Below are 19210 nucleotides of genomic sequence, written 5' to 3' on the forward strand. Positions count from 1 at the left end.
CCACCCACCGCCTGACCACATCGCTGACTTTCCGGACGGGGCCCGGCCCCGGCAGAACCTTGAGCTTGTTGGGCCCCTTTTCCCGTTTTCCGCTGACTCCGTTGCGCCAAGCCTTCGAGTCGGCCACCAAATCCCTCCGTCAACACCCCCGCGCCGTGGCCGCCGCCGTGCTGGCCCTGGTCGCCGGCACCGGCGTCACCGCCTTCGGCATCGCGCCGCTGGCACCGGATGCGTCCCTGCTGCCCCGCCGTCAGATCGTCGAGGACGTCACCCCGGAAGCCATCGCACCGCAGCTGGAAGCCCTGGCCGGCGCCCCGCTGGTGCTGCATCGCACCGAGCTGACCCGCCCGGCCGACACCGCCGACACCCTGCTGCGCCGCCTGGGCGTGGTGGATGCCTCGGCCGCCGCCTGGATCCGCAACGACCCGATCGGCCGCCGCCTGTTCGAGGGCAATGCCGGCAAGATGGTCACCGTCGGCAAGGATGCCGATGGCCGCCTGACCGAGCTGGTGGCCCGCTTCCCGACGGCCGACGACGAGAACGGTCATCCGCGCTTCGCCCGCCTGCGGGTGGAGCGTCAGGCCGATGGCCGCTACGCCTCCCATCTGGAGCAGGCCCAACTCGAATCGACCCCGCGCCTGGCCAGCGGCACCATCCAGAGTTCGCTGTTCGCCGCCACCGATGCGGCCGGCCTGCCCGACGCGGTGGCCACGCAGCTGGCCGAAATCTTCGGCAGTGACATCGACTTCCGCCGGGATCTGCGCAAGGGCGACACCTTCCGCGTGGTCTTCGAAACGCTGACCGCCGACGGCGAACCCGTGCCCTGGAGCCAGGGCAGTGGCAAGGTGCTGGCCGCCGAGTTCGTCAACGCCGGCCAGGCCCATCAGGCCGTCTGGTACGCCGGTGTCGGCAAGGGCGGCTATTTCGATTTCAACGGCGAGAGCAAGCGCCGCGCTTTCATCTCCAGCCCGGTGGCCTTCTCGCGGGTGAGCTCGGGCTTTGCCATGCGCTTCCACCCCATTCTGGGCGTCTGGAAGAAGCACCTGGGCGTGGATTACGCCGCCCCCACCGGCACCCCCGTGCGCACGGTGGGTGATGGCGTGGTGTCGTTTGCCGGCGTGCAGAACGGCTACGGCAACGTCATCATGGTCCAGCACTCGGGCGACCGCATGACGGTGTACGCCCACCTCAGCCGCATCGGCGTGCGCAAGGGCCAGCATGTCAGCGCTGGCGACACCATTGGCAATGTCGGCATGACCGGCTGGGCCACCGGCCCGCACCTGCACTTCGAGTTCCGGCTGCACGGCCAGCAGAAGGATCCGGTCGCGGTCGCCAAGTCCTCCGAGACCATCCGGCTGGATCCCGCCCAGCGCGGCCGCTTCGCCCAGCTGGCGCAGAACCTGAAGTCCGAGCTGGACCTGGCCACCGACCTGGGCGGCATGCCGGGCCGGTTCGAATGAGCGCCTGACGGCTCCGTGGACACCGAGGTCCTGATCGGCCTGATGTCCGGCACCTCGCTGGACGGCGTGGACGGCGTGCTGGCCCACTTCGACGCGGCCGGACGCCCCCAGGTCCGGGCCCATGCCCACCGGCCGTTTCCCGCGGCGCTGCGCGACGAACTGCTGGCGCTGAACCAGAGCGGTGCCGATGAACTGCACCGCGGCGCGCTGTCGGCCAATGCCCTGGCCGAGGTGCAGGCCCAGGTGGTGGCCGAGCTGCTGGTCCGCAGTGGTCTGGCTGCGGACGCGGTGCGGGCCGTGGGCTCCCACGGCCAGACCGTGCGCCACCGCCCCGGCGAATTCGATGGCACCGGCTACACCCTGCAACTCAACCAGCCCGCCCTGCTGGCCGAACGCTGCGGCATCGACGTGGTGAGCGACTTCCGCAGCCGCGACGTGGCCGCGGGAGGCCAGGGCGCCCCCTTGGTGCCGGCCTTCCATGCCGTGGTCTTCGGCGGCCAGGCCTGCCCCGCCGCCGTTCTCAACCTGGGTGGCATGGCCAACCTGACGCTGCTGCCCGCCGCGGGCGATCCCGCCCCGGTGCGCGGCTTCGACTGCGGGCCGGGCAATGCACTGCTGGACTTCTGGATCCAGCAGGAGCTGGGTCGCCCCTATGACGAAGGCGGCCGCTGGGGTGCGGGCGGCCGGGTCGACCCCGCCCTGCTGGCGCGCCTGCTGGACGAACCCTTTCTGCGTGCCGCGCCGCCCAAGAGCACCGGCCGCGATCTGTTCAACCCGCCGTGGCTGCTGGCCCGGTTGACGCCCGGCCTGCCCCCGCAGGATGTGCAGGCCACCCTGGCCGAATTCACCGCCAGCTGCGCCGCCGAGGCCCTGGTCGCCCAAGCCCCGGACACCACCACCCTGCTGTGCTGCGGTGGCGGCGCGCTGAATCAGGACCTGATGCGCCGCCTGCAGGCCCTGCTGCCCGACCTGCGGGTGGGCAGCACCGACAGTGCCGGCCTGCCGCCGCTGCAGGTGGAGGCCACCGCCTTCGCCTGGCTGGCCTGGGCCTTCCTGCACCGGCAGCCGGGCAACCGGCCCGAGGTCACCGGAGCCGTCGGCTTGCGGGTGCTGGGCGCGCTGCATCCCGCCTGAAACGACACAGGCCGCCCGAGGGCGGCCTGCAATGGGGCGGGATCTGTCCCTGGATCAGACCGAGAAGCTCGAACCGCAACCGCAGGTGGTGGTCGCATTCGGGTTCTTGATCACGAACTGCGAGCCCTGCAGGTCTTCCTTGTAGTCGATCTCGGCGCCGACCAGGTACTGCAGGCTCATGGCGTCGATCAGCAGGGTCACGCCGTTCTTGCTCATCTGCGTGTCGTCCTCGTTGACGATCTCATCGAAGGTGAAACCGTACTGGAAGCCGGAGCAGCCGCCGCCCTGCACGAACACGCGCAGCTTCAGGTCGGGGTTGCCTTCCTCGGCCACCAGATCGGCCACCTTGGCCGCGGCGCTGTCGGTGAAGATGATGGGGGCCGGCATCTCGGTGCTGGCAAGGTCTTGGGTCTCGGCGACGGCGGTCATTCGGATGTCCTTCGAGGGGTTGCTGCGCCCCAGGCTCAGGGGCGGCACCGTGAGAGATGGAGGCGCCCAGGCACGCTTTCAAGGCGCAGGCCCGCATGTTCCCATGCCGGCCCATGTCCTTGCCAGGGGCGAGGGTTTGGTCGTTTCGGTGACACCACGCGGCGGCCGGCCCGAAACGACAAAGGCCGCCCAGCGGTGAAGCTGAAGCGGCCCGGATCCGGATGGCCACGCCAGGCGCGGCCATCGGGAGATCGATCAGCGCTTGCTGAACTGCTTCCGACGACGGGCGCCGTGCAGACCGACCTTCTTACGCTCGACTTCACGGGCGTCGCGGGTCACGAAGCCGGCTTGGCTCAGCGCGGACTTCAGGGCGGCGTCGTAGTCGATCAGGGCGCGGGTGATGCCGTGGCGCACGGCACCGGCCTGGCCGGATTCACCGCCGCCGGCGACGTTGACCTTGATGTCGAAGGCTTCGACGTTCTCGGTCAGCACCAGAGGCTGCTTGACCACCATGATGGAGGTCTGGCGGCCGAAGTACTCGTCCACGGGCTTGCCGTTGACGACGATCTGGCCAGTGCCCTTCTTCAGGAAGACGCGGGCCACGGACGACTTGCGGCGGCCGGTGCCGTAATTCCAATTACCGATCATTCAGCGCTCCTCAGATTTCCAGGGGCTTGGGCTGCTGAGCGGTGTGCGGGTGTTCACCACCTGCATAGACCTTCAGCTTCTTGATCATGGCGTAGCCCAGCGGACCCTTGGGCAGCATGCCCTTGACGGCCTTCTCCAGGGCGCGGCCCGGATGCTTGGCTTGCATGTCCTTGAACTTGGTGCCGTAGATGCCACCCGGGAAACCGGAGTGACGGTAGTACACCTTGTCGTTGGCCTTGTTGCCCGTCACACGCAGCTTGTCTGCATTGACGATGACGATGAAATCGCCGGTGTCCACGTGAGGGGTGTAGATGGCCTTGTGCTTGCCGCGCAAACGGAGTGCCACTTCGCTGGCAACACGTCCGAGCACCTTGTCGGTGGCGTCAATCACAAACCACTCGTGGACCACCTCGGCCGGCTTGGCGCTGAAGGTCTTCATGAGAGTCTCTGAGAACAGAAGAAAACGGCTGTGCGAGCGGCCACGCCAGGTGTCTTCGGCACTGCTTGGAAAGGGAAACCGCCTCGCAGCGACGTTTCCGGCAGCCTCTCAGACCCACTGCGCAACCCGCTCGAAGCCATGCTGGATGGGCATTCAAGACGGGCGCCACTCTCCCCGCCGATAACGGGAAAGCCGGCAAGTATAGCCCAACCCCACCGGGGCGAACAAGCCATCAATCCGGCGAAGGTCGTGCAGACTGCACTGCGGAATCCGTGAAAACCCTGTACAGTCCGGGTAAACCCTAGACCTGACACAGGCCTGTCACGCCTGCTGATGGCCATGACCTCCCTGAACACCTCTTCCGCCCCTCGCCCCGTCGCCCGCAGCCGCTGGATCCCGATCCGCCCCCTGAGCGAGATCAACCGGCCGGACGTGCTCGCGCACCTGCTGGCGCTGTCGCCGCCCGACCGCTACCTGCGCTTCGGCTACGCCGCCAGCGACACCCAGATCGAGCGCTATGTCGCCTCGCTGAACTTCGCCCGCGACGACATCGCCGGCGTGTTCAACTGGAAGCTGGAACTGATCGCCATGACCCATGTGGCCTACCTGGGCCAGGAGGGTGAGGCTTCGAATCTGGCGGAGTTCGGCGTCTCGGTGGCCGCCCACGCCCGTGGCCGCGGCTACGGCGCCCGATTGTTCGACCATGCCGTGTTGCGGGCCCGCATCCGTGGCGTGGACACCATGATCATCCACGCCCTGACCGAGAACACCGCCATGCTGCGCATCGCGCGCAAGGCGGGCGCCACGGTCGAGCGGGACGGCTCGGATTCCGAAGCCCGGCTGAAGCTGCCGCCCGAGAACCTCGGCCTGCGCCTGGAGGCCCTGATGTCGGACCAGGCTGCCGAGTTTGACTACGGCGTCAAGAGTCAGGCCCAGTTCATGCAGATGCTGAGCTCGTGGATGGGCGCCGATCTGACCTGGCCCCCGCACAGCCGGTCGGGCACGCGCGAATCGGCCACCGCCGAGTGAGCCTGCCGGCGGACGCGGCGTACCATGCGCCGATGCCCGCTTCTCCGCCCTCTCCACCCTTTGCCGGACTCGATCCAGCCGCCGTGCTGCAGGCCCTGCATCTGGCCGGCCTGCCTCCCGACGGTCGGCTGCTGCAGCTGAACTCCTACGAGAACCGCGTCTGGCAGGCCCATCTGGACGATGGCCGGGTGGTGGTGGCCAAGTTCTACCGCCCCGGCCGCTGGAGCGATGCCCAGATCGCCGAGGAGCACGCCTTCGCCGCCGAACTGGCGCAGGCCGACCTGCCTGTGGTGCCGCCGCTGGTGCTGCACCCGCTGGAGCACGTGGGGCCGCTGCAACTCTCTCCCATCACGCCCACGCTGGCCCATGTCACGACCGACGAGGGCCAGGTCTTCCGCTTTTCCGTCAGCGAGCGGCGCACGGGCCGGGCGCCGGAACTGGAGGACCCGGAGGTGTTGCGGCGCCTGGGCCACCTGCTCGGCCGGCTTCATGCGGTGGGCGCACGCGGCCGCTTCGAGCACCGCCGCCGCATCGACAGCGCGACGCTGGGACACCAGCCGCGCCAGCGCCTGATCGACAGCGGGCGCGTCGATCCCGAGATCGACCATGCCTGGGTGCGGCTGAGCGCCCAGGCCCTGGACCTGGTGGACGCGGTGATGGAGCGCCATCCGCCGGCCCGGCTGCTGCGCCTGCATGGCGACTGCCACCCCGGCAATGTGCTGTGGCGCGAGGAAGGCGCCTTCAGCGGGCCCAACCTGGTGGACCTGGACGACTGCGCGACCGGTCCCGCCATCCAGGATCTGTGGATGCTGCTGCCGGGCGAGCGCGCCGCCGTGGCGGCCGCCCAGGACCACCTGCTCGACGGCTACCGCGACTTCATGGACTTCGATGACCGTGAGCTGCTGCTGATCGAGCCGCTGCGCACCCTGCGCATGATTCACCACAGCGCCTGGATCGCCGAGCGCTGGGACGACCCCGCCTTTCCCGTCGCCTTCCCCTGGTTCGCCAGCCCGTCCTACTGGAGCCAGCAGGCCAACGAACTGCGCGAGCAGATCGACCGCCTGCAGGATCTGACTTAGGATGGCTCCAGATACCCAACGCGGTAAGACACGAGGGGACAGATCATGAAGTTCACGGCATGGATCCGGGCCTTGGCCGGGCGCAGCCGCAGCGAGCCCCCCGAAGACACGGGGGGGCCCTCCAGCCTGCTGGCCACCCAGCCCCCGGAGGAAACCGGCCAGGGCGAAGTCGGCGGGCTGGACTTCGCCGCCGCCATCCGCGCCCACCAGGCGTGGAAGGGGCGGCTGCAGGCCGTGGTGAACGGTGAGTCGAATGAGCAACTGCGGTCCACGGACGTCAGTCCGGACGACCGCTGCGTGCTGGGCCAGTGGCTGCACGGCCCGGGCTGCCAGGGCTTTCACGGCGAGCCCCTGCTGGACACGGTGCGCGCCACCCATGCCCGCTTTCACCTGATGGCCGGGGCCGTGCTGCGGGCGGTCGAGGAGGGCCGCCCCCAGGACGCCCGCCAGCTGCTGGCCAGCGACTACCAGCGCGCCTCGGTCCAGGTGCAGGGCAAGCTGGCCGAGCTCTTCCTGCACGCCACGGGCAGCGAACGGGCCACGCCCTGATCCGCCGCCCGCCCGACGGCCTCAGGCCGCCGGTGCCAGCAGGCGCGTCACGCGCTGCACATAGCCGGCCGGGTCGTCCAGCTGACCGCCTTCGGCCAGCAGGGCCTGGTCGAAGAGGATCTGGGCCAGGTCGTCGAAACGCGGATCGTCGGCCAGACGCTTGACCAGCGCATGCTCGGGGTTGACCTCGAGAATGGGTTGGGCGTCCGGCGCGGCCTGACCGGCCTGCTTGAGCAGGCGCGCCAGGTGGGCGCTCATGTCGCCCTCGTCCACCACCACGCAGGCGGGCGAGTCGACCAGCCGGGTGGTGACGCGCACATCCTTGGCGCGGCCCTTCAGGGCCTCCTTCAGGCGCTCCAGCACCGGCTTGAAGGCCTCGGCCACTTCCTCGGCCTTCTTCTTCTCTTCCTCGTCCTGCAGCTTGCCCAGGTCCACGGCGCCCTTGGCCACGCTCTGCAGCATGTGGCCCTCGAACTCGTGCAGGTGCGACAGCAGCCACTCGTCCACGCGGTCGGTCAGCAGCAGCACCTCGATGCCCTTCTTGCGGAAGATCTCCAGCTGCGGGCTGTTCTTGGCGGCGGCCAGGCTGTCGGCGGTGATGACGTAGATCGCCTCCTGGCCTTCCTTCATGCGGGCCACGTAGTCGGCCAGCGAGACGCCTTCGTCGGCATGCGTGGACGCGAAGCGCAGCAGCTTGGACAGGCGCTCGCGGTTGGCGAAGTCCTCGCCCACGCCCTCCTTGAGCACCGCACCGAACTCCTTCCAGAAGTCGGCGTACTTGGCCTTGTCCTCGGCGCTGTCGCTGTCGGCCAGGCTCTCCAGCATGCCCAGCACCCGCTTGGTGGAACCCTCGCGGATGGCCTTGACGTCGCGGCTTTCCTGCAGCAACTCACGGCTGACGTTGAGCGGCAGGTCGGCCGAGTCGATCACGCCCTTGACGAAGCGCAGATAGGCCGGCATCAGGGCCTCGGCGTCGTCCATGATGAAGACCCGCTTGACGTAGAGCTTCACGCCCCCACGCTTGTCGCGGTTCCACAGGTCCATCGGCGCCTTCTTGGGAATGTAGAGCAGCTGCGTGTACTCGCTGCGGCCTTCCACCCGGTTGTGGGTGTAGGCCAGGGGCGGCTCGCTGTCGTAGCTGATCTGCTTGTAGAAGTCCTGGTACTCGGCGTCGGTGACCTCGCTCTTGGAACGGGCCCACAGGGCAGCGGCCTTGTTGACGGTCTCCCACTCGTCGGTCACGACCTGCTTGGCCGCCTCGGCGTCCCAGGTCTCCTTCTTCATCAGGATGGGCAGCGAAATGTGGTCGCTGTACTTGCTGATGATGGCCTTCAGGCGCCAGGTGGAGAGGAACTCGGCTTCCTCGTCACGCAGGTGCAGGATGACGTCGGTGCCGCGCTCGGCGCGGGCAATGGTTTCCAGCTCGTACTCGCCGGTGCCTTCGCTGCTCCAGCGCACGGCCTGGTCGGCCGGCAGCCCGGCGCGGCGGCTTTCCACCGTGATGCGGTCGGCCACGATGAAGCCGGAATAGAAGCCCACGCCGAACTGGCCGATCAGGTTGGCGTCCTTCTTCTGGTCCCCCGAGAGCTTGGCCATGAAGTCGCGCGTGCCGCTCTTGGCGATGGTGCCCAGGTGGGCCGCGGCCTCCTCGGCGCTCATGCCGATGCCGTTGTCGCGGATGGTCAGGGTCTTGGCCTCGGCGTCGAAGAACACCCGCACCTCCAGGTTGGGCGCGTCCTCGTACAGCTCGGGATGGTCCAGGGCCTCGTAGCGCAGCTTGTCGCAGGCGTCCGAGGCGTTGGACACCAGCTCCCGCAGGAAGATCTCCTTGTTGGAGTACAGCGAGTGGGTGACCAGGTGGAGGATCTGCTTGACCTCGGCCTGGAAGGCATGGGTTTGCTTGCTCATCGTTGCGTGAACTGTGGGTCTGGAAAATCGTGAAAAAGCCCTGGCCGGGCTCCAGCCGCCACAGCTGGGGGCGGCGCGCGCTTTTTCAAGAGCCCCGGGTTCAGCAGACCCGCCAGCGCCCCTGTGCCTCGGTGGCGCGGCCGTCGGCCTGCAGCTTGAGCAGGTGGGCCCGCAGCGAGCGCTCGGCCACCGCATGCCGCGCCGGCGGAACGTCGCCATAGACCCGGGGCAGCAGTTCGGCCGGGGCCACCGGCCCGGGCTGCTCGCCCAGGGCCGCCAGCACCTTGGCCTCCCGGGCCAGGCGATGGTCGATCAGGCGCTGGAACTCGCGCCGCGGCGCCTCGATCAGGAAGCCATGCCCGGGCGCGAGCCACTGCAGCGGCAGCGACTGCAGCCAGTGCAACGAGGCCAGGTAGGCGGCCATGTCGCCGTCGGGCGGGTTGATCACCACGGTGGAGCCCTGCATCACATGGTCGCCGGTGAAGAGCAGGGCCTCCTGCTCCAGCCACCAGCAGACGTGGTTGGCGGCATGTCCGGGTGTGTGCACCGCGCGCAGCGTGCAGTCCTCGCCGAGCCGCCAGCATTGCCCGTCCTGCGGCACCTCTTCGGGCTGGAAGCCGGTGTCCTGCCACTCGGGGTGCTGGGCCGGCAGACCGATCAGCCGCGCACCGGTCAGGGCCTGCAGGCGCCGGGCCGCGGGCGAATGGTCGTGGTGGGTGTGCGTGACCAGGATGCGGGTGATGCGCCGGCCGGCGGCGGCGGCCATCACGGCCTGCAGATGGGCCTCGGTGCGGGCGTCCTCGGGGCCGGGGTCCAGCACGGCGACCTCGTCGTGGCCGGGCGAGCCGATCAGGTAGGTGTTGGTGCCCGGCCCGGTCATCATCGAGCCGTTGCCACAGGTGATGCGCTGCACGCGTGGCGAGAGGGTGACGATGCGCTCGGGCGTCAGCGCGATCCACACATCCCCCCGACCCTCGGGGTCCAGGCGGCTGATCTCGGCATAGGGCAGTTCGTGCGGCAGCACGGGACGCACGCCCTGCGCATCGCAGCCCAGGCGGGGAAACTGGCGCTCGATGGGCCCCTGCTGCCGTGCGGCGTCCAGGGCCGCGTCGACCGTGGGATGGGCGGTCAAGCCCTGCAGCAGGGCCCGGGTGACCGGCAGCATGCGCAGGCCGGCCGCCAGGGCCTGGGCCGGGGTCATCCAGGCCAGCTCCAGCGCCTCGCCGGCATCGGCCACCGCCTCCTGCCCCTCGGGGGCCCGGGCCAGGAAGAAGCGGGTGTCGAAGCGGGGCTTCATGCCCAGGGGCGTCAGCCAGTGGGCCAGATAGACCAGCTCATCGACGGCCAGCACCAGCCCGGCCTGCCGCACCCAGTCGGCAAAAGCGGGGCCATCCTGCAGTTGGGGACGGACCGAGGCCGCCTGCCGCAGGACCGTGTCGGGGCCGTCGGCCAGCAGCAGGCCCACCTCCTCGAAGCACTCGCGCACCGCTGCGATCGCATAGTCCAACCCGCGACAGGGCAGCTGCATGCGTTGGCTGAAGGCGGCGTCCTGGCCCCGGGCCCGGTCGTGCAAGCCGGGGTCGGCGGCATCGAGCACCCCGCCCGGGAACACCCAGACGCCGCTGCGCATGTCGCCGTCGCGCACGGCCCGGCGCAGCAGGAGCACCTGCGGCCCGCCCTCGGCATCGCGCAGCAGCACCACGCTGGCGGCACGGCGCGTGCCCTGCAGCGCGTGGTCGTCCGACCAGGGGCCGCCCGCAGGCCATTCCGAAAGGCGCTCTGCCAAGGTGTCCGAGGGGGCATTCATCCCAAGTCTCCTTTGTCGTGTTCTGTCGGGTCCTGCACATGGCGCAGTCTACGGAGTTCCGTCGCCGCTACAGTGCCGACATGTCCGAGACCCCACCCCCGGTCGTGCAGCTGCGCATCGAGCCGCTGGGCCGCGTGCTGCCCGTGCCCGCCGGCCTGAGCCTGCTGGAAGCGGCCGACGCGGCAGGCATTCGCCTGCCCCGCTCCTGCCGCAACGGCACCTGCCGGACCTGCCGCTGCCGCCTGGCGGCCGGGGCGGTGCGCTACCGCATCGACTGGCCGGGCCTGAGTGCCGAGGAACGGGCCGAAGGCGAGGTGCTGCCCTGCGTGGCCGAAGCCCTGGGCGACGTCACCCTGTGGGCGCCCGGCGCCGAGGCGCGCTGAACACACCCCGGCCGCAAGGGCCGTCGCAGAGCCGTCAGCTTCGGGTCTGATCCTTGCTTGGAGTTGGCCATGGCCCCGGCATGTCCGGGATTCCTCGCCGACTGCCCCTGGAGGACACGATGCCTGGATGGTCGAGCCTTTCCTGCCGCACCTGGCACCGCCTGGTCTGCGCCGCTCTCGGGTGGCTGTGTGCCAGCCTGGCACAGGCCGAAGGTGACAGCCTGGTGCTGCACCGGGTCGGCGCGCGGGAGAACGCGGTGGCCGCCCTGCGCGGCCCGGCGCTGTATCTCAAGGGCGACGGGCCGCCGGACAGCGCCTCCTTCGCCGCCTTCCTGCAGCAGGTGTCCGGGGATCGCCTGGACGTGGTGGTGCTGGGCGCCAGCTACCCGGACTGGGAAGGCGAGTGCCGCACGATCACGGGGCTGGACCAGGTCAACTCCTGCACCACCATCGTGATCCGCCAGCCGCAGGACGCGTCGGACCCGGCCGTGCTGGACGCGATCCGGCGGGCCGAGGTGGTGTATTTCCGCGGCGGGGACCAATGCAACTTCATGCGCTGGCGCGACAGCCCGCTGCCCGCGGCGGTGCGGCAGGTGGTGCAGCGCGGCGGCGGCACCGGCGGTGGCAGCGCCGGCCTGGCCATCCAGGGTTCACTGGCGGTGTACGACGGCTGCCAGGGCAGCGTCAGCTCGACCTCGGCACTGGCCGAACCCTACCGCGACAGCGTGAGCTTCAGCGAACACCTGTTCGACTGGTCCGCCCTGCGCAACACCCTGACCGACAGCCACTTCGTCAAACGCGACCGCATGGGCCGGCTGATGGCCTTCCTGTGCCGGCAGCTGGCGACCGGTCATACCGCGCAGGCCTGGGGCCTGGGCATCAACGAGGGGGCCGCGGTGGTGATCGACCGCCACGGTCTGGGCACGGTGTACGGCGACACCGCCTACATGGTGCTGGCCGACCGGCCTGCGGACAGCTGCCGGCGGGAGGCCGATCCGGTCAGCTACGCCGGCTACAAGGTCTGGCGCCTGGACGCCGGTCAGCAGTTCGACTTCGCCCGGCGCCCACAGACGGGCTACTACCGGGTGGACGTGGACCAGGGGGCGTTCAGCGCGAACCCCTACGAGCCCCCTGCCCCGGCGCACACCCTGGCACTGCGCGAACGTGACCGACTGGACGGCTTCTGAGGTGCCGCTGCGGCGCTCAGCGGCCGCCGCGACGCGCCAGCAGCGCCAGCACGGCATCGGGCACACTGCGGCTGAGCGAGTCCAGCACTTCGGGGTCGTCCAGGTCGGCGGCCTCGCCATCGTCCTGCCCTTCCCCGCCCAGCAGCGCGATGGGCACCAACAGCGGTCCGATCTCGGGGTCGTCCCACAGCGGCTCCCATGCTTCGGCAGCCAGGTCCGTGGCCTGCAGGAAGCCGGTGCACCAGTCCCGTGCATCCACCCACTCGCGCTCGCCCTGCTCGGCGACGCTGAAGATGGGCTCCCAATGCTCGGCATCGTCGCGCCATTGGCAAGCCAGGGATTGCAGATGGCGCAGCACCAGCACCGTGGTGTTCTTGCGCTGACGCTGGCTGGGGAAGGGTGCGGCCTCATCGCCATCGCCGCCCCACACCAGGGGCAGCCACCCGGCGGTACCCAGCCGCTCCAGCACGCCCGGCAAAAGCCACAGGCCTGTCAGGTAGCCATCCATGCCCTCGATGTTCATGGCCGCCTCGCTGGGCAGGGAGGCCAGCAACTCGTCGAGCTGCTGGAGTTCGGCATCGCTCAGCGGGGTGTTGGGCGAGGCGGGATTGAAATCAGGGTAGTTCATGGCGGAAGGAATCAGGGCCGGGCACCGCGTCCACGACGCGGTCTGCCCATTCTCGCGCGGGAACCCCTGCGCCGCTCACCAGCTGCCGGTGTTGGGCATCGAGGCCCAGGGCTCGGCCGGCGGCAGCGGGCTGCCGGCCTGCAGCAGTTCGACCGAGATCTGGTCCGGCGAGCGCACGAAGGCCATGCGACCGTCACGGGGCGGACGCAGGATGGTGACACCATGGGCCTGCAGCCGCTCGCAGGCCGCGTAGATGTCCGACACCTCGTAGGCCACATGACCGAAGTTGCGCCCGCCGGTGTAGGTTTCCGGGTCCCAGTTGTGGGTGAGTTCGATCTGGGCGGCGTGGTCGCCGGGAGCCGCCAGGTAGATCAGCGTGAAGCGCCCCTGGGGGTAGTCGTCACGGCGCACCACTTCCAGGCCCAGCGCGTCGCGCCAGAAGTGCAGGGAGGGCTCGACCTCGGTGACGCGCACCATGGTGTGTAGGTATTTCATGCTCATCCGGGCACTTTACGGTCTTTCGGCGGCCATGGACTGGCGCGGGTCTTGCTGTGCATGTTCTGCGGCAAGAACAGACTGTACGTAACACAGTTTAGGGATGGGTCCGGAATGCTGAGATGTGAAAATTTGAGAAAGGTGTATCGCACAGTTCATGCCACAAGGGCGAAGGTGAAGATCTTGAAAGCAGACTTTCCGTGTTTCTTCTCCGGCCCCCTGAAGGGACTGGCCGGGATCTGCCTGGCGGCGCTTGCCGCGGCCGTCCCCGCCGCGACCGTGCCGGCCGCGGGCTTCGCGCCCAACGAGGTTCAGGCCAATGCCCGGGTCGATCTGCTGGACACGGAGTTCAGCCAGTCCCGCAACATGTTCACCTGGTGCGATTACCAGGGGCACCTGTGGGTCGGCAAGCTCGACCCCGCCACCGGCAACATCGTCACGCCCACCTACAAGCTGATCGACGCCGACGCGATCACCCCGGCGGAGATGGGCATCACGACCAACGGTCCGGAGTGGGTTGCCACGGCCACCGGTGACCACCTCGTCTACACCAAGTTCGTGGCGGGACAGACCCCGTCCGCCAAGACGGCGCGGCTGGCCTATGCCCAGCTCAATGCCGACGGCTCGGTCAACACCGTGTCGGTGCTGGGCCCGGACCTGCCGCGCAACGCGCCCTATGCCAGCGATGACGAAGGCGATGCCAATCCGCGCATCAGCTATGTCGACCAGTTCAACCGCCACTACTGGCGCTACCTGAACGACGACACCAGCGAGAAGCAGGTCAAGGGCATGAAGGCCACGCCCAAGCCGGTGTCGGTGCGCTTCGTGCGGGGCGCCAATGCGCTGGTCTATGCCCAGAACGTGAACGGCGTGAAGCAGGTCTTCATGCTGAAGATGGACAGTGGCAAGCTGATGCAGATCACCACCGACGACGGTGACAAGGACCTGCGTACCGTGCCCTGGATGTGGTCCGCACCCGAGTTCAACGGCAAGCAGGTGCTGATGACCACGGTCAACGAAACCGAGCTGCGCTTCTACCGCCCGATGGACAAGGACGGCGACGGCGTGGCGACCTGGACGCTGTTCAACACCATCACCATGCCGGCCGGCACCACGGTGGCCTCGCCCGAGCCCTTCGTGTACAACGGCAAGTCCTATGTCTCGATGGCCCTGACAGAGACCGCCAACGGTTTCCCGTCCTCGATCTGGCTGGGCGTGGTCAACCCCAAGAACGCCGCCTTCTGGAAGGTCAGCGACGACAGCACGCTGCGCGTGCGCATGGACCCCGAGGTCTACATCACCGACAACGGTCCGGTGGTGTTCTACAACCGCTTCGACCCCAGCCGGGCCACCGGTGACCAGCCGCCCTGGTGCGGTGACTGCTCGGAAGGCCTGTTCCGCGCCACCTCCGGCATCCTTCCCGGCAACTGAGTCACCTTCGCGCGGCACCTGCACCACAGCCGGCCCCGTGCCGGCTGTTCTGTCATTGGCCCCGCCCCCCGGCTGTGCCAACATCGGATGCGCCGCAGCCGCGCGGCATTCCCGTCTCGCCGTGATGAAAAAACTCCTGCTTGCCCTGCTCGTGCTGATCGCCCTGACGACGCTGATGCTCGTCTTCTTCTGGCACTGGAGCTATTCCACCGGCGACCGCGCCGGCTACCTGCAAAAGTTCTCGCGCAAGGGCTGGATCTGCAAGACCTGGGAAGGCGAGCTGGCCATGGTCACCCTGCCCGGCACGGTGTCCGAGAAATTCCCGTTCACGGTGCACGACGAGCAGGTGGCCCAGGGCCTGCGCAAGGTGATGGGCCAGCGGGTGGACCTGCAGTACGAGGAAAAGGTCGGGCTGCCGGGCTCCTGCTTCGGCGAGACCCGGCATTTCGTGGTTGGCTTCACCACCGACGGACCGGTGGCCCCGATGCCCGGTGCTGCCAACGGTGCCGCGCCGGCCGGCCTCCCGGCCAGCAGCGCCGCTTCGGCGACCGCCGCCCCCTGAGAGGGCGCGCCAGCCGCCGCATCTCCATCAGCCGCGCAGCTTGGCGGTGATGGCGGCGATGCGCTCGCCGTAGAGCTTGGCGGTGTCCAGGTCGCCAGAGGGGATCTCCTCCACGCTGGCGTCCGACGGCGACTGCACCAGCAGGCCGACCGAGCCGCCCAGGTTGTTCACATCGGTGCGGGCCGCGGCCTTGGAGTTGGCCGGGGGCAGACCCAGGCTGACCCAGATGCCGCCGTGCTGCGAGGCCAGGGTCTGCAGGGCGATCAGCGAGACCTGCTTGTCACCGTTGAGGCTGGCGCTGTTGGTGAAACCGCCGAAGACCTTGTCCTGCCAGGCGCGGGTGAACCAGGCCTTGGAGGTGGCGTCGGCAAACTTCTTGAACTGCCAGCTCGGGCTGCCCATGTAGGTGGGCGCGCCGAAGACGATGGCGTCGGCCGCAGCCAGCGTGTCCCAACCGCCTTCGGGCAGGTTGCCCTCGGCGTCGATGGCCAGCAGCTCGGCGCCGCTGCCGGCGGCCACGGCCTCGGCAACCTTCTTGGTGTGGCCATAGCCGCTGTGAAACACGATGACGATCTTGCTCATAAAAAACTCCTGTGAAGGTGAATGCGGCTGACTGCGGCAGCGCACGCGGATGGGTGGAATCTGTGGAACAGTCTAGGCAGGCCCGGCCGATGCGGTGCGGGTGACGCGTTGAAGCACGCATTCAAATTCCCTGAACTCGCCCACCTGCACGATGACCGTCTCTTCCGCCGCCCTGCCGCCCATCCGCTCCGACCTGCTGGTCACCGACGAACTCGAGGTGCTCTCGGCCCTGGTGCCGCTGGCCGGCCGCAAGATCATCGAGCTGGGCTGCGGCGCCGCCCGGCTGGCGCGTGATCTACTCGCCCGCCACCCCGACAGCCAGGTCACCGGCCTGGAGGTGGACCGCATCCAGCACGACAAGAACCTGGCCGCGGCCCCGGTGCCCGGGCTGCAGTTCATCAGCGCCGGGGCCCAGGCCATTCCGCTGCCGGACGAGTGCTTCGATCTGGCGCTGATGCTCAAGTCCCTGCACCACGTGCCGGTGCACGACATGGGCACGGCGCTGGCCGAGGTGGCCCGGGTGCTCCAACCCGGCGGCCACCTCTATGTATCGGAGCCCGTCTATGCCGGCCCGCTCAACCGCATCGTGCGGCTCTTCAACGACGAGGGTCCGGTGCGCACCGCCGCCCAGCACGCGCTGGACGAGGCCCTGACCACCGGCACCTGGGCCCAGGTGGCCGAGCTGCGCTTCGACATGCCGGCCCATTTCGACAGCTTCGAGACCTTCGAAGCCCGCATGATGCGGCCCAGCTTTGCCCGCCACTACCTGGACGCGAACCGGGTGGCCGAGGTGCGCGCCGCCTTTCAGCCCCATCTGGGGCCGGATGGGGCCAACTTCCTGCGGCCCATGCACGTGCGCCTGCTGCAGCGGCGGGACTGAAGACCGGTCGGCCTCTGGGTCAGCGCCGCGCGGGCGCAGGCCGGTGCAGCACCAGGGCCATGCCCGCCACCAGAGGCAGCAGGCCCAGCAGATCCAGCGGATAAAGCCGCTCGCCCAGCAGCCCCACCGCCAGCGCGATGCTGAAGAAGGGGCTGAGCAGGTGGAAGCTGCTGGCCCGGCTGGCCCCGCCCTGGCGCACCAGCCACAGCAGGATCAGCGTGGTGCCCAAGGACACCGGCCCGGCCTGGTAGAGCAGGCTGCCCCAGAAGGCCGCCCCCCAGCGCACCTGCAGGCCCTCGGTGGCCCAGGCCAGCGGCAGCAGCACCAAGCCGCTGGCCAGCAGCTGGGCACAGGCCACCTGCCAGGGGTCTTCCCGCCCGGCCACGCCCTGGTTCAGGCGCGTGCCCAGCGCCAGGGCCAGCGTGCCCGCGGCGATCAGGCCCACCGCCCAGGGCGCCAGCCCGTCCAGGTGCAGGCGCTGGCCCATGATCATCACCACCGCGCCGAAGGCCAGGGCCAGGCCCCAGCCGGCCCGCGCGCCCAGGCGCTCGCGCCCCAGCCAAGCGCCCAGGGCCACCACCAGCAGCGGTGTGGTGCAGACGATGATGGCGGTCAGCGCCGCGGGCACATGGGTCATGCCGCTGTAGGCCAGGCCCAGGTAGACCGCGTTGCTGAGCAGCCCGGCCAGCACCGCCCGGCCCGAGACCCGCAGCCGCTGCCGTTGCAGGGCCAGCGCGACGGCCAGCACCAAGCCCACCAAGGTGAAGCGCAGCGACAGCAGGGTCAGCGGCCCACAGGCGGTGAAGCCGATCTTGCCGGCGATGAAGGCCGAGGCCCACAGAAAGCTGAACAGCGTGCCGGCGGCCGCCAGGGCCCAGGGCGAGGGAGCGGCACGGCTCACGGAAGGGGTGGAAGGGACGGAAGGGGCGAAGGAGGTGTCCATGGGCGACACCTTAGAGGCTGGCCCATCATTTTCAAAGTTGATATTTATCGACGCATCATTGATGATTCGAATGATGAACCCCCGACACCTGGACCTGGACCTGCTGCGCACCCTGGTGGCCATTGCCGACAGCGGCAGCTTCTCGACCGCCGCCGAGCGTCTGGGCCGCAGCCAGTCGGCCGTCAGCCTGCAGGTCAAGCGCCTGGAGGAACAGGTGGGCCAGCCCCTGCTGGATCGGGCCCAGGGCCGGCTCAACGGGCCGACCGAGGAAGGCCGCGCGCTGCTGGACTACGCCCGCCGCCTGCTGCGCCTGCACGACGAGGCCTGCAGCCTGTTCAGCGCCCCCGGCGTGTCCGGCCAGCTGCGGGTGGGCCTGCCCGAGGAGTTGATGGAAGACGCTTTCCCGGCCGTGCTGCAGGCCTTCGCCCAGGCCTGCCCGCGCGTCACGCTGAGCCTGCGCAGCGACCTGTCGGTGCGCCTGGGCCAGGCCCTGGAGGCCGGCGAGCTGGACCTGGCCATCGTCAAGCGGGTGGGCGCCGGCGCGCCGCAGCCGCCGGCCGGCCTGGGGGAACGGGGGCTGCGTCAGGAGGCCCTGGTCTGGTTCACCGGCGAGGGCAGCGAGGCCGCCCACCAGCGACCGCTGCCGCTGGCGGTGTTCCAGGAAGGCTGCGTGTTCCGGGTGGCGGGCCTGGCCGCGCTGGCCCAGGCCGGCATCGAGCCGGTGCTGCGTTTCACCGGCCACAGCGCCACCGGCATCCGCCACGCGGTGGCGGCCGGGCTGGCGGTCGCCCCGCTGCCGCGGGGCATGGCCCAGCCGGGCCTGGTGGCGGTGCGCCAGGGCCTGCCGCCGCTGCCGGCCACCGCGCTGGTGGCCCGCTGGCGCGGCGCCGAGCCGCTGGCCAGCGCCGCCCACCTGCTGGAACTGCTGCAGCGCCAGCTCTGGGCACCGGCCGCGCTGCCCGCCTGAGCGGGCGGGGCTCAGCCCTGCAGCTGGGTCAGCTCGGCCTGGGTCTGCACCACGCGCGAGACGATGCCGTAGGCGGTCGCCTCCTCGGCGTTCATCCAGAAGTCGCGCTCGATGTCCTGCGCCACCTTGTCCAGCGGCTGGCCTGTCTGCTCGGCGATCACCTTGGCGATGCGGGCCCGGGTGCGGATGATCTGCTCGGCCTGGATGGCGATGTCGGTGGCCTGGCCGCCGGCGCCGCCCGCGGGCTGGTGGATCAGGAAGCGGGTGTTGGGCAGGCACAGGCGGCGCTCCTTCGGCGCGGCCAGGTAGATGTGCGCCGCGGCGCTGCCCACCCAGCCGGTGCCCACGGTGAACACCGGCGCGTTGACGAAGCGGATCATGTCGTGGATGGCGTCGCCGGCCTCCACATGGCCGCCGGGCGAGCAGATCAGCACGGTGATCGGCTTGTCGGACTCGGTGGCCAGGGCCAGCAGGCGGCGGCAGGTCAGCTGGGCCAGCTTCTCGTTGATCTCGCCGAACACCATCACGGTGCGCGACTTGCTGGTGAACTGGTCCTCCAGGCGGGTGCTGTCCTCGGGGGTGGCGGGCGTGTCCTTGGCGTCGGCCAGGCGGGTCATGGTCATCTCCTGTGGGGTGCGGGGGTGGCGGGCCGGCGGCGCGCCGATGGTCG

21 protein-coding genes are annotated in these 19210 nt (G+C 69.7%); 11 read left to right on the forward strand and 10 right to left on the reverse strand.

Going from position 1 to position 19210, the window contains the following annotated elements; all coding sequences use genetic code 11:
• Positions 1-101 precede the first annotated feature (101 nt).
• Complete coding sequence (locus LRM40_RS14490) at positions 102-1460, forward strand: M23 family metallopeptidase (protein WP_231067568.1); 1359 nt, start codon at positions 102-104, stop codon at positions 1458-1460.
• A gap of 15 nt (positions 1461-1475) precedes the next feature.
• Positions 1476-2594 (forward strand): anhydro-N-acetylmuramic acid kinase, encoded by a 1119-nt coding sequence (locus tag LRM40_RS14495; protein WP_151125620.1) that lies wholly within the window; start codon positions 1476-1478, stop codon positions 2592-2594.
• Between the two features lie 54 nt (positions 2595-2648).
• On the opposite strand, the gene erpA is transcribed toward LRM40_RS14495, so the two are convergent.
• The 3 genes from erpA to rplM form a co-directional block, all read right to left on the reverse strand.
• Positions 2649-3023, reverse strand: a complete 375-nt coding sequence (erpA, locus tag LRM40_RS14500) for an iron-sulfur cluster insertion protein ErpA (RefSeq protein WP_022981445.1) — start codon at positions 3021-3023, stop codon at positions 2649-2651.
• Between the two features lie 255 nt (positions 3024-3278).
• A complete protein-coding gene (gene rpsI / locus LRM40_RS14505; protein WP_022981446.1) occupies positions 3279-3671 on the reverse strand; it encodes a 30S ribosomal protein S9 in 393 nt (130 codons plus the stop codon).
• Between the two features lie 10 nt (positions 3672-3681).
• The gene (rplM, locus tag LRM40_RS14510) at positions 3682-4110 is read right to left on the reverse strand and encodes a 50S ribosomal protein L13 (RefSeq protein WP_151125619.1); all 429 of its coding nucleotides are present in this window, start codon (positions 4108-4110) and stop codon (positions 3682-3684) included.
• 339 nt (positions 4111-4449) lie between these two features.
• On the opposite strand from rplM, the gene LRM40_RS14515 reads away from it, so the two are divergent.
• Genes LRM40_RS14515 through LRM40_RS14525 form a run of 3 tightly spaced genes read left to right on the forward strand, consistent with a single transcriptional unit; the run spans position 4450 to position 6767 of the window.
• On the forward strand, positions 4450-5139 hold the full coding sequence (locus LRM40_RS14515; protein WP_231067569.1) for a GNAT family N-acetyltransferase: 690 nt from the start codon (positions 4450-4452) through the stop codon (positions 5137-5139).
• A gap of 32 nt (positions 5140-5171) precedes the next feature.
• Entirely contained in the window at positions 5172-6218 is a 1047-nt protein-coding gene (locus LRM40_RS14520) for a serine/threonine protein kinase (protein ID WP_151125617.1), read from the forward strand.
• A gap of 45 nt (positions 6219-6263) precedes the next feature.
• On the forward strand, positions 6264-6767 hold the full coding sequence (locus LRM40_RS14525; protein WP_151125616.1) for a CZB domain-containing protein: 504 nt from the start codon (positions 6264-6266) through the stop codon (positions 6765-6767).
• Positions 6768-6788: 21 nt separating this feature from the next.
• Here the strand turns inward: LRM40_RS14525 and htpG are convergent, their stop codons facing one another.
• Together htpG and LRM40_RS14535 are read right to left on the reverse strand one after the other, a co-directional pair.
• A complete protein-coding gene (htpG, locus tag LRM40_RS14530) occupies positions 6789-8675 on the reverse strand; it encodes a molecular chaperone HtpG (RefSeq protein WP_151125615.1) in 1887 nt (628 codons plus the stop codon).
• 100 nt (positions 8676-8775) lie between these two features.
• The gene (locus LRM40_RS14535) at positions 8776-10482 is read right to left on the reverse strand and encodes an MBL fold metallo-hydrolase (RefSeq protein WP_151125614.1); all 1707 of its coding nucleotides are present in this window, start codon (positions 10480-10482) and stop codon (positions 8776-8778) included.
• Between the two features lie 80 nt (positions 10483-10562).
• Here LRM40_RS14535 and LRM40_RS14540 point away from each other — a divergent pair, with 80 nt between their 5' ends.
• Together LRM40_RS14540 and LRM40_RS14545 are read left to right on the forward strand one after the other, a co-directional pair.
• Positions 10563-10865, forward strand: coding sequence for a 2Fe-2S iron-sulfur cluster-binding protein (locus LRM40_RS14540; protein ID WP_151125613.1), 303 nt, complete (start codon positions 10563-10565; stop codon positions 10863-10865).
• Between the two features lie 119 nt (positions 10866-10984).
• Positions 10985-12052, forward strand: a complete 1068-nt coding sequence (locus LRM40_RS14545; protein ID WP_151125612.1) for a cyanophycinase — start codon at positions 10985-10987, stop codon at positions 12050-12052.
• Between the two features lie 16 nt (positions 12053-12068).
• On the opposite strand, the gene LRM40_RS14550 is transcribed toward LRM40_RS14545, so the two are convergent.
• The gene (locus tag LRM40_RS14550) at positions 12069-12680 is read right to left on the reverse strand and encodes a UPF0149 family protein (RefSeq protein WP_151125611.1); all 612 of its coding nucleotides are present in this window, start codon (positions 12678-12680) and stop codon (positions 12069-12071) included.
• Between the two features lie 75 nt (positions 12681-12755).
• Positions 12756-13175 (reverse strand): VOC family protein, encoded by a 420-nt coding sequence (locus LRM40_RS14555; RefSeq protein WP_151125610.1) that lies wholly within the window; start codon positions 13173-13175, stop codon positions 12756-12758.
• Between the two features lie 174 nt (positions 13176-13349).
• On the opposite strand from LRM40_RS14555, the gene LRM40_RS14560 reads away from it, so the two are divergent.
• Both LRM40_RS14560 and LRM40_RS14565 read left to right on the forward strand, forming a co-directional pair.
• Positions 13350-14606 (forward strand): hypothetical protein, encoded by a 1257-nt coding sequence (locus tag LRM40_RS14560; RefSeq protein ID WP_151125609.1) that lies wholly within the window; start codon positions 13350-13352, stop codon positions 14604-14606.
• A gap of 124 nt (positions 14607-14730) precedes the next feature.
• Positions 14731-15168, forward strand: coding sequence for a hypothetical protein (locus tag LRM40_RS14565; RefSeq protein ID WP_211373055.1), 438 nt, complete (start codon positions 14731-14733; stop codon positions 15166-15168).
• A 27-nt stretch (positions 15169-15195) separates the two neighbouring features.
• On the opposite strand, the gene LRM40_RS14570 is transcribed toward LRM40_RS14565, so the two are convergent.
• The gene (locus LRM40_RS14570; RefSeq protein WP_151125608.1) at positions 15196-15750 is read right to left on the reverse strand and encodes a flavodoxin family protein; all 555 of its coding nucleotides are present in this window, start codon (positions 15748-15750) and stop codon (positions 15196-15198) included.
• A 151-nt stretch (positions 15751-15901) separates the two neighbouring features.
• On the opposite strand from LRM40_RS14570, the gene LRM40_RS14575 reads away from it, so the two are divergent.
• Entirely contained in the window at positions 15902-16630 is a 729-nt protein-coding gene (locus tag LRM40_RS14575; RefSeq protein WP_151125607.1) for a class I SAM-dependent methyltransferase, read from the forward strand.
• A gap of 19 nt (positions 16631-16649) precedes the next feature.
• Here LRM40_RS14575 and LRM40_RS14580 read toward each other — a convergent pair whose 3' ends face one another.
• Positions 16650-17573, reverse strand: a complete 924-nt coding sequence (locus tag LRM40_RS14580) for a DMT family transporter (protein ID WP_170288962.1) — start codon at positions 17571-17573, stop codon at positions 16650-16652.
• Positions 17574-17643: 70 nt separating this feature from the next.
• On the opposite strand from LRM40_RS14580, the gene LRM40_RS14585 reads away from it, so the two are divergent.
• Positions 17644-18540 (forward strand): LysR family transcriptional regulator, encoded by an 897-nt coding sequence (locus LRM40_RS14585; RefSeq protein WP_231067570.1) that lies wholly within the window; start codon positions 17644-17646, stop codon positions 18538-18540.
• A gap of 11 nt (positions 18541-18551) precedes the next feature.
• On the opposite strand, the gene LRM40_RS14590 is transcribed toward LRM40_RS14585, so the two are convergent.
• Positions 18552-19157 (reverse strand): ATP-dependent Clp protease proteolytic subunit, encoded by a 606-nt coding sequence (locus LRM40_RS14590; protein ID WP_151125662.1) that lies wholly within the window; start codon positions 19155-19157, stop codon positions 18552-18554.
• Positions 19158-19210: the final 53 nt, after the last annotated feature.

Source organism: Ideonella dechloratans, assembly GCF_021049305.1.
Taxonomy (GTDB): Bacteria; Pseudomonadota; Gammaproteobacteria; order Burkholderiales; family Burkholderiaceae_C; genus Ideonella; species Ideonella dechloratans.

What these genes read in the sequence shown, in the direction of transcription:
- erpA (WP_022981445.1), bottom strand. Translation starts at nt 3,023, where the DNA reads ATGACCGCCGTCGCCGAGACCCAAGACCTTGCCAGCACCGAGATGCCG.
- rpsI (WP_022981446.1), bottom strand. Translation starts at nt 3,671, where the DNA reads ATGATCGGTAATTGGAATTACGGCACCGGCCGCCGCAAGTCGTCCGTG.
- rplM (WP_151125619.1), bottom strand. Translation starts at nt 4,110, where the DNA reads ATGAAGACCTTCAGCGCCAAGCCGGCCGAGGTGGTCCACGAGTGGTTT.
- LRM40_RS14515 (WP_231067569.1), top strand. Translation starts at nt 4,450, where the DNA reads ATGACCTCCCTGAACACCTCTTCCGCCCCTCGCCCCGTCGCCCGCAGC.
- LRM40_RS14520 (WP_151125617.1), top strand. Translation starts at nt 5,172, where the DNA reads ATGCCCGCTTCTCCGCCCTCTCCACCCTTTGCCGGACTCGATCCAGCC.
- LRM40_RS14525 (WP_151125616.1), top strand. Translation starts at nt 6,264, where the DNA reads ATGAAGTTCACGGCATGGATCCGGGCCTTGGCCGGGCGCAGCCGCAGC.
- htpG (WP_151125615.1), bottom strand. Translation starts at nt 8,675, where the DNA reads ATGAGCAAGCAAACCCATGCCTTCCAGGCCGAGGTCAAGCAGATCCTC.
- LRM40_RS14535 (WP_151125614.1), bottom strand. Translation starts at nt 10,482, where the DNA reads ATGAATGCCCCCTCGGACACCTTGGCAGAGCGCCTTTCGGAATGGCCT.
- LRM40_RS14540 (WP_151125613.1), top strand. Translation starts at nt 10,563, where the DNA reads ATGTCCGAGACCCCACCCCCGGTCGTGCAGCTGCGCATCGAGCCGCTG.
- LRM40_RS14545 (WP_151125612.1), top strand. Translation starts at nt 10,985, where the DNA reads ATGCCTGGATGGTCGAGCCTTTCCTGCCGCACCTGGCACCGCCTGGTC.
- LRM40_RS14550 (WP_151125611.1), bottom strand. Translation starts at nt 12,680, where the DNA reads ATGAACTACCCTGATTTCAATCCCGCCTCGCCCAACACCCCGCTGAGC.
- LRM40_RS14555 (WP_151125610.1), bottom strand. Translation starts at nt 13,175, where the DNA reads ATGAAATACCTACACACCATGGTGCGCGTCACCGAGGTCGAGCCCTCC.
- LRM40_RS14565 (WP_211373055.1), top strand. Translation starts at nt 14,731, where the DNA reads ATGAAAAAACTCCTGCTTGCCCTGCTCGTGCTGATCGCCCTGACGACG.
- LRM40_RS14570 (WP_151125608.1), bottom strand. Translation starts at nt 15,750, where the DNA reads ATGAGCAAGATCGTCATCGTGTTTCACAGCGGCTATGGCCACACCAAG.
- LRM40_RS14575 (WP_151125607.1), top strand. Translation starts at nt 15,902, where the DNA reads ATGACCGTCTCTTCCGCCGCCCTGCCGCCCATCCGCTCCGACCTGCTG.
- LRM40_RS14580 (WP_170288962.1), bottom strand. Translation starts at nt 17,573, where the DNA reads ATGGACACCTCCTTCGCCCCTTCCGTCCCTTCCACCCCTTCCGTGAGC.
- LRM40_RS14585 (WP_231067570.1), top strand. Translation starts at nt 17,644, where the DNA reads ATGATGAACCCCCGACACCTGGACCTGGACCTGCTGCGCACCCTGGTG.
- LRM40_RS14590 (WP_151125662.1), bottom strand. Translation starts at nt 19,157, where the DNA reads ATGACCCGCCTGGCCGACGCCAAGGACACGCCCGCCACCCCCGAGGAC.